The sequence below is a fragment of the Candidatus Nitrosotalea sp. TS genome (genome assembly GCF_011319465.1).
Classification (GTDB): Archaea; Thermoproteota; Nitrososphaeria; order Nitrososphaerales; family Nitrosopumilaceae; genus Nitrosotalea.
The window spans coordinates 82,602-96,180 of sequence record NZ_RCMB01000007.1 but is presented as its reverse complement, the minus strand read 5'-3'; the positions used below and the strand labels follow the sequence as shown (position 1 = coordinate 96,180).

The window sequence follows — 13,579 nt, the reverse complement described above, 5'->3', positions numbered from 1 at the left end:
GTATTTTCATAGAATTGCATTCATTTACATAGAAAACCATATTTTTGACAAGAAAAACAGATTCAAGTTAAATCGTCGTCTCATTTCTGAAACCAAATGATAAAAATAGGAACTCTTTTGAGGTTACAATATGAAAGTGCTAGTTGACGCAATGTATGATGGAATAGATACAAAACTAAAGGAATTTGGCTATGATGCGCTCAGTGTGAAAAAACTGGTTGCAGAAGGCAAGAAACTCGCTAGTGACTATTCCATGATAAAATATGCTGAAGAAAATGGCATGATAATGGTTACCGAAGACACTGAAGTTGGCAAGGCATGCAAGGAAAACAACATTCCATGTGTTTTGCTTGATAATGAAACAATATTCAAAATAATACTGGAAGAGCTAAGCCACTTTAAGGATCGTTGACTGATGGTGCCGATTTTCTCTTCTTCCAAGTATGCATGATAATGGCAACTATTACAACTATTACTACAACCGCATCAAAATAATCTGAATACTTTCTAATGCTGTCCCATTCCTCGCCTAATTTTACGCCAATGTATGTTAATGTGGTGTTCCATATTATGGAGCCTATCAGGGTGAAAACTGCAAATTTCTTCAGATTCATCTTGGCAACCCCAGCCGGCAGGGAAACGTATGTTCTTATGGCTGGCAATAGTCTGCTGATAAAAGTTGATCTGTCGCCATATTTTTTAAAGTAAGACTCGGCAAGTTCAAGATGTGATTTTCTGAGCAAGACAAATTTTCCATATTTTAAGACAAAGCCCCTTCCAAGATATGACCCTACAAAATATGCAATTAGGGCTCCTACGAGATTTCCAATGGAGCCTGCAATGATAACAAGTATGACATTGAACTTTCCTGTTGAGACAAGATAGCCTGAAAACGGCATGATTACCTCACTTGGTATTGGGATTAGCGCACTTTCTGCAACCATGAGCAAGAAAATTCCCAGATATCCAGAATTTGATATGGTTTGAATAATGAAATTTGTCAAATTTCCAAGGATCTCTGCAGCGACCAACTTCTTCTATAGCCGTTTGAATAGTGAATTATACCTATCGCGAACTTACCACATGCCGCCAGTGGAAAACCCCTGCTCATCAAATTTCCTTTGTGGAGCATGCTTGTGGGCTTTTTTCATGTGTCTGTCTAAACGCACAGGGTCATTGAATTCAAGACCGCATTCTTTACATTTTGTTTCAGGGGTTTCTTTTTTTCCAAATAGGCCCATATGACAAGATAGTTAAAATGTGCTAATAATTCTTTTTCTCAAGTTTAAATGATATGTGATATGTTTTTCGATCTCAAGCGTGGCTTTCTTAAAGCATGTTGGTAAACACTAGGTTGTCTATGGATCTGGATTGTGATAAAATGGCACCTGCATAGAAATTACTCTATGCAGTGGTACCAGACGAACTGGTATTATGATGAGACTATACACCACTACAAAATAAGGCTTTGTTCGTTGTTATACGACACACTTTAAAAGAATGTAATCGATGGTCTTGTTTTCAGAAACCTCTTTCATTTTTAGTAATGATTTGAAGAGGATCTTCTCAACGTATGGCGAATATTGTTGTAATATCTTTGATCTTAGAACTTCTCTTTTTTTGATATAATAGTCAGTAAGCGGTTCGTATACCTTGAACCTATAAAATCTGTGGAAATTATAGAAAATCCCTCATCTGTAATTGTCTTTTTGATATTTTCAAGATCATAGTGCTCAGATGACCACGTAAAAGACAGTATGCCAAGCTTGAACACTTCAAGAGATTTTGCTGATTTTGCAAGTGTTGGTATGGCCAAAACCAAGATGCCTTTTTCCTTCAACACTCTCTTGCTCTCTGATATGAATTCTGAAAATGGCTTGAAATGTTGTGCGGATTCTAAAGCAATTATTCTATCCATGGACTTGTTTGCAAATGGTAACTTTGTGGCAGTAGAATTGACAAGGTCAATTTGTTCTGAATCAAAATGATGATTTGATGCAGAATCATTTCCCTTGATGACTTTTGAGGCAAAATTGAGTTGCTGTGGATTTACATTTAGGCAAGAAATTTTGATGTGAGGAAATTCTGATTTCCAGATGGTTGCAGGCTCAGAAAAACCGCTTCCTACATCTAACACGTCATTTGATGATTTTAATTCCGCCATTTCTGCAATAGTTTTACAAAGTGTGATCTGTGCTTGGTGAGGATCAGACGTATTCTCATTCCAATATCCAAAATTGAGCATGTTGCTTCCAGTAGAGATCTGCATCAGGGATGCTAATGTATCGTAAAGATTTATGACATCATTTTCATTTCTGCGAAATGTCCAAAGAAATACATCAACAGGATTGATGCTGACAAATTTTTGTTTGTTATCTGAGAGCAATTGACAAATTATGAATCTCATTTAGTTTAAAACTCTTCTATCAAATAAACATAAAATTCAACTTTTTATTTGGGTCGTACGCTCTGTGAACTATGGATGCCTGTGATTCAAGGACAAGAGCCTACAAAAATGGTAAAACATTTGATCAATGTCGAGTGATAGCAAAGTCTATCTCGTCTCAACTTGAAAAAAAGATAGAACAGGCAGGCGTGGTAACTTGGAAAGAAATTCTAGAAGTCGTTGATCACGATGAGCTGGTCTACAAACTTACTCTGAAATATTTGAGAGAAGATGGCTACAATATAGGTGACTGGAAAACACCTCAGGTCGTAAAATCTACTGCTTAGGTTCTACTGCACAGCTTCCGTTTTGTGCCTTTCTAATCTTTCTTGCCATGATATACGGAGTGGCAATTAGTACAGGAATTGACGCAGCGATGAATATGGTTTGCAGTTGTGCTTCATAGCTTGTCAAAAACAATGTAATCCCTGTTGCACTAGCTCCCAAACCAAAGAGCATTGTAAAGACAGTACCTGCACATGTTGGGCATCCTACAAAGAGTCCTGTCACTGCGCCAAACGTGCTAAACTTTCCTGCCCCTCTTGCAACTGCAAATGTGGTTGCCGAAAGGGCAAAATTCAATCCAACTAGGAAGGATACTGTAACAAGAAGAACTAGATTTAGTGGAACAATCTGTAATCCCACATGTTCTGTGAAAAACGCAAATATCATTGGCATGTATCCTGGCAAATCACAACAAGGTGAGAGCTCGATATGTGGTGGAGTTGGAAATCCATAATCCGTTGCATTGAGCTCTGGCTTGTAGAGAATTATTCCAGATGTTAGTCCAAAAAATATCCCGTATCCTATGGCACTTATGACAAAGATCTGTTTTGCCCTCTTGTTGTTTATGGCATTTGAAATTATTGAAGACGTTGATGAATCAGGAAGTTCTATCTTGGCTTTGAAAAACTTGTACAAGCCCCAACCTATTGCGCCAAATGAAGTGAATAAAATAACATATGTTGCAACTGCTAAATTCTGCAGCGCTGGCATGGCTGCTGGAGTTATGGTGATCTCGTCGTTTCTTGCATATGCAAGAAACGATACAGCTATTGCTAAAAATCCTACAGTGATCAGTACCTTATGTGAGCGGTGTACTGTGCTCTGTTTTTCCAACGAGTAAAAACGAAGCACGGTGACATTAAATTCTATCTGTTTTTTTCAAAGTATTTATCTGCGAATGACGCTCGATAGAGATTAGCCGTGAAGATAGACGAGCCACAAGATTCTGATTATGCAGAGACTAAGATCACTTACGTTGGTTTCATTGATCCATATGGAGTAGAAGGACTGGTCATACTACGAGCCGATGATGGTAAAGAATTTCACATAAGGGCATTTTCAGGCGAGGTTGCAAGACACATTACAAATTTTATTGAAGGTGAAAGAGGTGCAATACCTACCATATACAACATGATTGAGGAAATTGCCGAAGTAAACGAACTAGTTCTTGTCAGAATAAAGGTATACGAAAGTGGAAGCGTACTGCGCGCAAATCTCTACTTTACAGGAAAAAGTGATCTTGTCATGCGAAACTATCGGGCATCTGATGCAATTGCAATGGCATCATTTTACAATATACCTATACTTGTCAGAAAAAATCTTTTAAAAGAAAAAATGGAAGCCTAGGTTACTATCTCTTCGAGCTTTCCTTCTTGCTGGGCTTTTCTTATCTCCATTGCTATTCTTCTGCCCACGCCAAAAGTTGTTCCATACTTGTACTTTGTATATGGACTAGTAGTTGCAAGAATTGGATTGCCTGGAACTCTGAGTGATACATCGTATACTAGTATCTCCAAGTCTTTTGTAATCACGCTTTGAAGTGAAAATGGGCCTATGATGCCAGGCGGATACTCTTTTTTTACTGCAGCAACAAACTTGTCTCCTGCCTCTATTACCTTTTCTAGCAGAGATTCACGTATGCTGGCTGGTGTGTGGCCGACTTCTATGTTTTGCAATTCTATGTTTGTCTCAAGTTGTTGCTTTGCAGGCAATGAAACAAAGTCGTGGACATTTGTCTGCAGTCTCCTTTCAATTCCAAGAAAGTCCACTTCGTCTGATATTGGTGTATGGAAATAATTGAAATTAAAGTAGGTACCAACTATGAATTCTTCAATGCTTGCAACCTTTAGTGCGTCCCTTGATATCAACCCCTGTCTGATTTTCTTCTCAGTCTTGTCTTTGTAGTCTGAATAAGACGTTGCAATGAAGAAAGCCCTTTCTAGTTTGCGTGCCTTTTCTTGAACCTTTACTATTACAGGTCTGTCTATGTCTTTTGGGTCTTTGAATATTCTAGGCAGTCTAATCTTGGCCTTTTGCAGCAAATAGTATTGGTTTTTCTTGTACGCACGTTCTTCTGCTTGAAAGAGTGCGCGATTTCCAAACAAAGGTATCTTGAGCTTGTCTTCTACTGGATGATACCCAAGATATGCAGTAAGGGCTCTATGTGGAACTATTATGGTATCTGACGACCTAAGTTTTGATTGAATCTTGGGCAGAAGCATGTCTTTGAATTTGTTGACTATGACTATTTCATCTGCAATTCGCGAAAATCTTTTGTACGGAACTTCCCTGCCTTTTCTGGCACACCACCACTGTCCTAAATCCTTCATCTTTGGCACCGTCCATTATTTCAAGGGCAGAATGGCTACCAAGTGAGCCTATGGACAGATCCGAGTATTCTCTTACTATTTTTTGAATCTCTGATCTTTTGATCAATGGAATATCTCTTTTTGTATGGGTAAAAAAGCGTTCTTTACTTGAGTTCTTCTTTGTCTTTGAACTCTTTTAGTTCCTTGTCTGCTTCGATTCTTCCTTTCTCGTATTCACCTTTTGCTTTGCCAAATGTTCTAGCTAGCTCTGGGATCTTCTTTGCTCCGAAAATCAGTACTGCGATAACTACAACAATAATTATTACATTCTCATATGCCATGAGTGCTCTTAATGCGGTAGATCAAGATTTAAGTGTTGCAATCTGATTTGCGCGCCTCTCTGAGAGGAACATGCCTATGAGATATAGTCCTATCAGCGGCCCTGCAACAAACCACATTGTAACCCCGCTACCGTCTGGTGTTATGGCAGCTCCCAAAATCACCATTGCAATCACGGCCCACTTTATGTTGTGTCTCCAAAATTTCTCGCCGACCATTCCAGATGCGGTTACTGCATACATTATGAGCGGAAGCTGAAATGATATTCCAAATGCAAGTGCAAATTGCAATATGAATGTGATAAAGTCTACCACATTGAGAAAAGTGAGGAGACCTGCAGACTCGCCATACTTGTAGAGAAATGCTAGCGTGTATGGAGTTACAACCAAGTATGAAAACAAACAACCTGCTACAAAAAGCCCAATTGCGGGAAACGTGGCAGATTTTATCATCTGCGCTTCTTTTTTGCCAAGGGCCGGTATCAAAAATCCCATGAATTCTCTTATTATGACTGGCATGCTTATTGCAACGCCGAGCAAAACTGCGATATAGAACTGTGCAAAAAACGCCTGTCCTGGAGCAGTCTGAATTAATTGTACTGAAGGTGGAAGCAGGTTATGCTTCATGACAACAGTTGCTTGTGCTGCGATATTGTTGAAGGGACTAAAAGTTGGATAGTACAGATGAATTCCATTGTAGATAAATGGCGTTAAATGAAATCCCAAAATAAAGAATGTAACAATTCCTACCGCAATGATCATCTTGAAGACTCGCTTTCTTAGCTCCTCCAGATGCTCCATGATCGTCATTGGCCTATCCATCAGAGATCTTAGAGTTTGTCAAAACCCTATTTATCTACTTGCCAGGTATGGGGAGAATCTTGCTTGAAGGCAAGTTGCTTTGTTCCTGTTCAGGAACTGTAAAGTTCTCAAGTTCTACCGTTAGTTCTGTACTTCCCTCAAACGTGTCTCCTATCTGAACTGCAAGGTCTGCTATCTCGCTTGGCGCGTAGATTTCCTTTGAATTCTTCAAGAATATTCTGCTGCCTTTTTCTGCTGGCTCGCCGCCAAATTTTCCCTTGAGGAAGTTAGTTATTTTTTCTATCTCTTGCTGATCTATCTGATTGTGATAAAAGACGATACCGTGAATGGATGTGTAATCCCATGGCGTGCCGTTTCTGTAGCAGAAGACTCCAAAATGTGTGCCCTTGTCATCCTTGGTACATTTTATTTCCCAGATCAGGACTTTTTTTGGATCATACTGTGCCTTTCTGAGATCTTCTACTGTTAATTTCCAATATCGCAATCGGCTCATACAGTCATTGAAATAAATATGCGATTATAAAATTGTGTGCATGGAACTTATTCCTAAAGACCGCCTTGACCTATTATCTGAAATGGAAGAAAGATATGAGAAAAAGGACAAGAAATATTTTGTCAACCTGTTGGATAATGAAGACTTTGTAATTAGATGCAGAGCAGTTTGTATTCTGGTGGATATGGGTGGTGAAGATGTCGTTCCGTATATTGCAAGTGTGCTAAAGAAAGATTCCAACGAATTGGTAAGACACGAGGCGGCATTTTCTCTAGGACAGATGTGTCTTAGAAGCGGTATATCTCCACTAGAAGACGCAACTAGAAATGATCCTAGTTTGTTTGTTAGACATGAAGCAGCTGTTGCTCTTGGTGTGATTGGATCTCAAGATGCAAAAGAGACACTGCAAAAAGCACTTGAAGACTCTAGCGAGCAGGTAAGAGACTCGGCAGTAGTGGCGCTTTCCAACTTGAAGTTTATGGAAAGCCTTTGCAAGAATGAACGATTTGCAAAACTAACTGGCGGCTAAATTGGCGTAACCAGAGTTCCTTCTGGTGTTGACTTGAAATCATATATTGCATCAATGTTGGAATTTTCAAAGATCTCCGAGTCATGAGTAATTATGATGAACTGTGATATGGAATCTACATTTGATTCAAAAGCTTGCGAGAGCACACTTACAAGGGATTTTCTTCTCTCTTGATCCAAATGTGTAGTAGGCTCGTCAAGGATGATAAAGTTCAGGCTCGATGATCCCATGAGATGTGCCATGCCAAGACGTAACGCCAACGCAACGCTTACCTTTTCTCCTCCGCTCAATGATTCCAAGTCAAGTGTGGAATTGCCAGAATAGCACGTAATTCCAATATCTCTTGCTTTATCTTCAAGTATAATTCTCTGAATTTTTACGTTAAATGTGGACAAGTATTCTGAGGCCTTTTGAGATATGGTTCCAAGTGCCCATGAGCGAAGACTTGTGGCAACTGGACCATCCCTGTTGTAAATCTGACCACGTATAGTTTCAAGACTTGAAACATACTGTCTCACGTGCTGTAGCTCTTCCAATGTCTGTGAAATTTTCTCAGACTCTTCTTTATGAAGAGTTAGTCTAGTGGTTATTGCGCCTAGTTCTTGGTCTAGCGTACTGAGAAGTTTTCTCTGTGGTTCAAGCTTTGATTTGATGTTTCTAAAACTTGTCACATCAAAGTCTTTTGTCTCTTCTATTAGGGACAATATTGATTTGATTGCATCAGTTGAATACTCGTCTATTGCAAACTGTGTAAGATTTCCAGTCGTACTGGCCTCAAGATGAACTTCCTTGATGTTAGTTTGTAAACTAGAGATTTCTTCTTTTAATCTTGCCAAATCTTCTTGACTTTTGATGTTGTTTGAGGCAAGAACGCTTTCTGCCTTGATGATCTGCTGTGTTTTCAAATCCATTTCTTTTTTCTTGTTCTGATTTACAACTTCTTCTTGGGTGAGAGTATCTCCTTTCTTTCTCAGTGTCTCAAGCTCCATGCGTAAATGTTCTTCTTCAAACAAAGGATTGATGTGATCTACCTTGGAGTCGCATACTGGGCATTTTCCGTCTATCATCCGCAATTTGCCTGCAATCTCTTGCTGTCCTTTTATCTTGGCTATTTTTTCACCTATCTCTTTTGATTCATTTCGTATTCGTTCAATCTCTTGCTGTACTTGTCTAGTCTCAGATTCTATCTGTGATTTGACTGCCAAAATTGGTAAACTGTTAGTGCATTCTGCAAGTTTTCTTTCTTTTTCAAAAATCTCTCTCTTGATGGACGTTACAGCGTTTCTAAGATACGTCCCTAGTTCCTCTTTTCTTTTTTCTATCTCTTTTGACTTGAGCTCTTTTGGTGCGTCGCTTTCTATTTTACTCTGCAGTGTGAAAAATTCCTGCTCCTGTACTGCCTTTTCTTCTTCCAGTTTCTTTCTTTTGGGCTCTAAAGTCAAGACCTCTTTTGACGACGTGTCTATCTTGGTTTGAAGAAGTTCTATGCTAGTGTCGTCATACTCAAGTTTTGCCTTCACAGACATCCTAAATGCATCAATGGCCTTTTTCATAATTTCATATGCTGTATCAAGCTTGTCTATTCCAATTATTGCATTGACAAGTTCCTTGAATTTTTTCGGATCTGCCTCAATGATTGACTGCAATTCGCCTTGCTGTACGATAGATGCTACCTTGAGCTTTTCAAAATCAAGTCCTATCAGGGACTCGATTGTTTGTGTCATGGACTCTCCAAATTGTTTTCTTTCGCCTGCCGCAAGTGGAACTAATTCTTCATTGATTTTTTCGTAAAGTTGGGCAGATACCGTTCCCTTTGGGTCTATCTTGCGGACTGCCTCAAACTGTCTATTTCCAATGGAAAATTCTACTTTGGCATATGCCTGACTGCTTCCTCTGCGTAACAGTCCTTTTGTAGATTTTCTTATGTGTTCTCCAAACAATGCAAATGTTATGGCATCTATTATGCTGGATTTTCCAGCTCCGTTTGGTCCAACAAAGACTGTTACTCCATTGTCAAACTCTAGTCTGGTGTTTGCATGTGAAAGAAAATTTGCTAATTCAACTGATCGTAGCATTTCTCAATCCCTTTTTGAATTGCATATAGTTTTCATTGATTGCGGCATTTGCCTCATCAATGTCTCCCTTTGTGAGTAGTGGTAACAATTCATCTATGGCAAAATTTGCAAGCTCTGTGGAGCCAAGAATGTCTTTTGCTATATTGCGCATCTCTTCTTCTATTTTTATTGGTCTTTCGATGAACACCGACTCCGTCTTTTTGCTCTGATGAAACGTGTTTCCAAAAACATCGCAGAGTCATCTCAGACAACCGAGAGACCTGCGTTTGAACAAATCCTGAGTCTGTGACATCACCTGTTATTCTTATCTCAACCACTGGCTTTCTACTACATGACTTGATCTTCTCAGCGAGTACGCCAATCTCATCGGAAAGGTTGTCAATTGAGATCCTAGAAGACATCTGTGGCCTAGTGTCAAGTTTTATCCAATTTGATGTGACTTCGGGGCCTGATGTATCAACTTGGTAGAATCCCTTCTGGGCATCTTTTATGCTCTCACTTGATGTCATTTCTATGGACCCTGGATATGCCAGCGGTCCTCCAAGGTGCGAGAATCTTTTTAGTTCTTGGTCATGCAGATGGCCCATTGCATAATATGTAAAGTTCTTTGGTAAATCAGTAGAATTCAATTCTCCTGCAAATTTGTTGATTTCAGAAATACCTTGATGTAAAACCAATATCTTGTGTCCTTGGTGGTTCTTTGCTGCAAGATCAGCTGTTGCAAAATCATTCTCAAACGTATGAATCTCGCTTTTTCGTCTCTTGTCAAAACCCATTATGAGAATATCTTTGTGCACAAGGGGTTTTCCATTTCCTATGTATTTTGAAAATTCCAAATTGTGGTATACAAAAGGAACAGGAGTTGACCTTATCCTGCTGATGTCGTGCTCTCCTAAAATGAAAAATGATTCTATGCTGTTTTGTCTTAATCGTTTTAGTGCATTTGCTAATACTATAATTGCCTTGCCGCTTGGATTTGGCACATGAAAGATGTCTCCTGCAAATATGACAAAATTGACATGGTCTTTTATTGAGGTGTCTATGGCTTGGTTAAATGCAGAGTAGATGTCTTCCTCGCGTTCCTCTGAATGGTATTGTACAAAACCAAGATGTGTATCAGAAATATGTGAGAAAATCATCTCAATCAAGCAATAGATCTTTTTGGATTAACCCCTGTGTTGTTTCTTTTGCAATGTCTTTGAATTTGTCTGTCTGACTCCACTCTGAGACTGCATTCAAGTCAGAGCCAGATTTTTTACTTTTCATTTCATCTATGTGTACTATTGAAGGCAAGTTTGTCCACTGTCCAATCAATACTGCATCCCCAATATTCAAAGATGAGAGCTGAGACAAAAGATCCTTGCTTAATGATTCTGCGGCAGATGCTATCTGTTGCTGGTCGTCATCTTGTACAATTTTCATTATTGCAAGAGAGCCCATCTGACTGAGAACGTTGGGGTCTATGTTTCTTGGTCTCTGTGACACTACGCATAGACCAATTCCAAACTTGCGTCCCTCTCTTGCTACTTTTGATGCCCAATATTTGGTATCAGTATGATCTCCCTTTGGTATGAAGACGTGGGCCTCTTCTATTATGACAAATATTGGTGCAAGAAACTTGTAATTTTTCCTATGCGTTGATTTGCCTTTTCTTTCCCAGACTGATTCTTTTCTGTGCTGTAAAAGTTCTTGTAAATAATATGACAATCCGGCGTTTGCCTGTCTCTCGCTTAGCTCAGCTATGTTCAAGATATTCACTCTTCCTTCCTTTATCAAATCAACGGGGTCTCCACAATCTGGGTCTAGTATGTCTGAAAATCTATGTTTGGCGTCATCTATCTTGTCTAAAACCCTGCTTGCGCTATCGGCATAACCTTTTGTGGTGTGCCCAAATGCAGAAACATTCTCTTCTAAAGATGACCAAAAGTCTTTTGCTTGCTTGACTGAATCAGTAAGCGATTCTCGCAAGACCCTTTGCTGCTTGTCTGCATTCTCGCGAAGTTCTATGACTTCGGCCAGCTTGTCTGCAGGCAAGAGTCTGGGATTTATTTTCGCCATCATGTAATTCATCTTGGCAACGATCTAGATTTTCATAATCGTTATGATAATCAAAGATAATCAATGTACCATTTAATGTTGCAACATGTTTTGCTATGAGGAGAGACAAGGTTGCTCTTCCCCATTCCAGTCATTGCAAGAATGGCCAAGTGTCTTGATACAATTTTGTTGATGTTTATTTTTGCTTCAATACTTGAATTTCTCAAAAGTGAGCCTATCCTGATCCACTCGTTTCCAACCGGCCCAAATATCATTCCCAAGTCATTCTGGGTTGCTTCAAGAATTGAGGTTCCAGGAAGTGGTGGAATTGCAGGAATTATCACCTGTCCTTTTTGCAACTTGTCCAAAAATCCCAGTATGCCAATCTTTACCTTGTAATTTTTATCCCTAGAATTAATCTCGGCAACTTCTTTGCTCTCAACTGCCTCATCAAAGTTTCTAACATCTGTGAGTGCATCACTTGATATTGCAGACTTTTCAACCAGGCCAAGAATCTTGCCATCCTGTGAATCAATTATGACATATTCTCCAACAGAAAGAGGCTTTGACGATTGTGCAGTTACTTCGGTTGGCTTTGATTCGCCAATTACAACACCTATTATCAATTCAGCACTTCCCTAGAGCCAATCTCGTTTGTCAGTCCATATAGACTAACAAGTCTTGACAACTCTGAATTGGTTATCTTGCAATTCTCGTGAGCTAACTTTAGCGCGTATGGATATCCTCCGACACTATTTTTTGTTAATCTATCCAAAAGAGATTTTATCTCATTTTCACTAATTCCTGATCCAAGTAACTCGATCTTGATTAATGGTGTAGAGTCTCGCAGTCTTGCATAGACATATGACACCACTTTGCCCGGCCCAAGTGAGTTGTCGACAAATATTTTGCTAAAGCCTGGCCCTCTGACTGCATGATTGTAGTAGAATATGTCTCCTGCAGCAGAGCCAAGTTTTTCAAACTGTTTTCTTGCAGATGATGTCTTTGATATGAACACGACATTTCCTTTCTTTTTGATTGCCAAAGTGATAGAATTGCCAAGTGAAGACTGTCTTGTGAGAAACTGTGAATATAGTGAACCGTCAAGTGCTACTAGGTCAGCCATGTCTACTGAAGCAACACAAGCTTCTACCTCCATCTTGCTTGCCTGCGTCTCAAGCTCTGGAGAAGGCTGACCCAAGCCTTGGTTGTGTTTTTCAGTTATGATTTTGCCGTCTGATTTTATTGATACTCCGGTAACCACCCATAACTCAAGCCCCTGAAACTTTGTACTGTTATAGCTACTATCTATGCCTGCTATTACTGCGTCCTTTTTCTGAGGCAAGTAATCAATCCAGTTTTCCTTGGCAGCCTGTATGATGCGCTCAAATGTCTCCCCTTTGAAGATCGATTTTGCCTCATCTCGTTTCTTTAGGGCTTCACGATAAACTGTATTGAGCATAAAACACCTTTACCTGTAAGGATAAAATGTTTCTCGTTTGAAACAGATTCATTCTGCAAGTTAACACAAAATCAACTCCAAGCTAACTAATTATTGTAGTTGATTCCTAGTACTATCATGTTCCAAAACGAAAACACCTGGCCCAAGTATGTATCAAACAACTCTACAGATGAATTTCATCAGTAAATTTGATCAGGCAATAGCGGAAATCAAGAAAGATTTTGGCAAAAATTACCCTATGATAATAGGCGGAAAAGAGATATTTTCAAACAACCAGTTTCAAGTGCATTCTCCTGCTGACAAGAATCTTGTTTTGGCAAACTTTCCACTGGCATCAAAGGAGGATACATTACATGCAATCGAAACTGCCAAAGAGGCTTTTCACAAGTGGTCTCTTACACCATACCAGAAGAGATCTCAAATATTCAGAGAGGTAGCAGATGTATTTGCGCAGAATAAATTCAATCTTGCAGCAATACTGAGTTTTGAAAATGGCAAGAATAGGCTAGAGGCCATGGGAGACTTGGACGAGTCAATAGATTTTATGAGATTCTATGCAGACCAGCTTGACCTAAACCAAGGTTTTTCAAAAGAGACTCAAAGCGCAAATCAAAATGAAAAGACTCGCAGTACACTGAAACCCTATGGTGTCTGGGGAATAATATCTCCATTTAACTTTCCATCTGCGATATCGATAGGAATGACTTCTGGTGCATTAATTACTGGCAATACGGCAATATTGAAACCGTCTAGCTGATTCTCCAATATCTGCCTACAAGTTCA

Annotated in this window: 16 protein-coding genes and 2 pseudogenes; 5 read left to right on the top strand and 13 right to left on the bottom strand. The window is 39.4% G+C overall.

The features are described from left to right. Nucleotides 1-130: 130 nt before the first annotated feature. Complete coding sequence (locus tag DYY67_RS03055) at nt 131-412, top strand: DUF5615 family PIN-like protein (protein WP_166390639.1); 282 nt, start codon at nt 131-133, stop codon at nt 410-412. On the opposite strand, the gene DYY67_RS03050 is transcribed toward DYY67_RS03055, so the two are convergent. From DYY67_RS03050 to DYY67_RS03040, 3 genes are all read right to left on the bottom strand, one after another. Next, a complete protein-coding gene (locus DYY67_RS03050) occupies nt 399-1,004 on the bottom strand; it encodes a DedA family protein (protein ID WP_255492708.1) in 606 nt (201 codons plus the stop codon). The genes DYY67_RS03055 and DYY67_RS03050 overlap by 14 nt on opposite strands. Before the next feature lie 72 nt (nt 1,005-1,076). After that, nucleotides 1,077-1,241: a hypothetical protein gene (locus tag DYY67_RS03045; protein WP_166390636.1), complete on the bottom strand. Its 165-nt coding sequence runs from the start codon at nt 1,239-1,241 to the stop codon at nt 1,077-1,079. A 362-nt stretch (nt 1,242-1,603) separates the two neighbouring features. Next, entirely contained in the window at nt 1,604-2,386 is a 783-nt protein-coding gene (locus tag DYY67_RS03040; protein WP_320415943.1) for a class I SAM-dependent methyltransferase, read from the bottom strand. Between the two features lie 92 nt (nt 2,387-2,478). Between DYY67_RS03040 and DYY67_RS03035 the strand changes: the two genes are divergently transcribed. Next, complete coding sequence (locus DYY67_RS03035) at nt 2,479-2,733, top strand: hypothetical protein (RefSeq protein WP_166390633.1); 255 nt, start codon at nt 2,479-2,481, stop codon at nt 2,731-2,733. On the opposite strand, the gene DYY67_RS03030 is transcribed toward DYY67_RS03035, so the two are convergent. After that, the gene (locus tag DYY67_RS03030) at nt 2,723-3,565 is read right to left on the bottom strand and encodes a hypothetical protein (RefSeq protein WP_166390631.1); all 843 of its coding nucleotides are present in this window, start codon (nt 3,563-3,565) and stop codon (nt 2,723-2,725) included. The genes DYY67_RS03035 and DYY67_RS03030 overlap by 11 nt on opposite strands. Nucleotides 3,566-3,652: 87 nt before the next feature. Here DYY67_RS03030 and DYY67_RS03025 point away from each other — a divergent pair, with 87 nt between their 5' ends. Further along, nucleotides 3,653-4,078, top strand: coding sequence for a bifunctional nuclease domain-containing protein (locus tag DYY67_RS03025; RefSeq protein ID WP_166390629.1), 426 nt, complete (start codon nt 3,653-3,655; stop codon nt 4,076-4,078). Here DYY67_RS03025 and DYY67_RS03020 read toward each other — a convergent pair. The 4 genes and pseudogenes from DYY67_RS03020 to DYY67_RS03005 all read right to left on the bottom strand — a co-directional run bounded on the left by DYY67_RS03020 (nt 4,075) and on the right by DYY67_RS03005 (nt 6,693). Then, nucleotides 4,075-5,167 (bottom strand): annotated as a pseudogene (locus tag DYY67_RS03020) (DUF1297 domain-containing protein). The gene DYY67_RS03025 and the pseudogene DYY67_RS03020 overlap by 4 nt on opposite strands. A gap of 37 nt (nt 5,168-5,204) precedes the next feature. Beyond that, on the bottom strand, nt 5,205-5,381 hold the full coding sequence (locus DYY67_RS03015; RefSeq protein ID WP_166390627.1) for a Sec-independent protein translocase subunit TatA/TatB: 177 nt from the start codon (nt 5,379-5,381) through the stop codon (nt 5,205-5,207). Nucleotides 5,382-5,402: 21 nt separating this feature from the next. Continuing rightward, nucleotides 5,403-6,200, bottom strand: a complete 798-nt coding sequence (gene tatC / locus DYY67_RS03010; RefSeq protein WP_166390625.1) for a twin-arginine translocase subunit TatC — start codon at nt 6,198-6,200, stop codon at nt 5,403-5,405. 34 nt (nt 6,201-6,234) lie between these two features. Further along, nucleotides 6,235-6,693, bottom strand: a complete 459-nt coding sequence (locus DYY67_RS03005) for a hypothetical protein (RefSeq protein ID WP_166390623.1) — start codon at nt 6,691-6,693, stop codon at nt 6,235-6,237. A gap of 40 nt (nt 6,694-6,733) precedes the next feature. On the opposite strand from DYY67_RS03005, the gene DYY67_RS03000 reads away from it, so the two are divergent. Beyond that, nucleotides 6,734-7,222, top strand: a complete 489-nt coding sequence (locus DYY67_RS03000; protein WP_166390621.1) for a HEAT repeat domain-containing protein — start codon at nt 6,734-6,736, stop codon at nt 7,220-7,222. Here DYY67_RS03000 and DYY67_RS02995 read toward each other — a convergent pair. The 5 genes and pseudogenes from DYY67_RS02995 to DYY67_RS02980 form a co-directional block, all read right to left on the bottom strand. Next, nucleotides 7,219-9,297 (bottom strand): AAA family ATPase, encoded by a 2,079-nt coding sequence (locus DYY67_RS02995; protein ID WP_166390619.1) that lies wholly within the window; start codon nt 9,295-9,297, stop codon nt 7,219-7,221. The genes DYY67_RS03000 and DYY67_RS02995 overlap by 4 nt on opposite strands. Continuing rightward, nucleotides 9,281-10,436 (bottom strand): annotated as a pseudogene (locus DYY67_RS02990) (metallophosphoesterase). Before DYY67_RS02990 ends, DYY67_RS02995 begins: the two are co-directional and overlap by 17 nt. A gap of 1 nt (nt 10,437) precedes the next feature. After that, a complete protein-coding gene (locus DYY67_RS11475; RefSeq protein ID WP_320415942.1) occupies nt 10,438-11,358 on the bottom strand; it encodes an ATP-binding protein in 921 nt (306 codons plus the stop codon). A gap of 47 nt (nt 11,359-11,405) precedes the next feature. Further along, the gene (locus DYY67_RS11470) at nt 11,406-11,960 is read right to left on the bottom strand and encodes a helicase HerA domain-containing protein (protein ID WP_320415941.1); all 555 of its coding nucleotides are present in this window, start codon (nt 11,958-11,960) and stop codon (nt 11,406-11,408) included. Beyond that, nucleotides 11,957-12,796 carry a DNA double-strand break repair nuclease NurA gene (locus DYY67_RS02980; protein WP_166390617.1) on the bottom strand — a complete coding sequence of 280 codons (840 nt, stop codon included), beginning with the start codon at nt 12,794-12,796 and terminating at the stop codon, nt 11,957-11,959. Before DYY67_RS02980 ends, DYY67_RS11470 begins: the two co-directional genes overlap by 4 nt. A gap of 169 nt (nt 12,797-12,965) precedes the next feature. Between DYY67_RS02980 and DYY67_RS10565 the strand changes: the two genes are divergently transcribed. After that, nucleotides 12,966-13,553 (top strand): aldehyde dehydrogenase family protein, encoded by a 588-nt coding sequence (locus DYY67_RS10565; protein WP_255492706.1) that lies wholly within the window; start codon nt 12,966-12,968, stop codon nt 13,551-13,553. Nucleotides 13,554-13,579 lie beyond the last annotated feature (26 nt).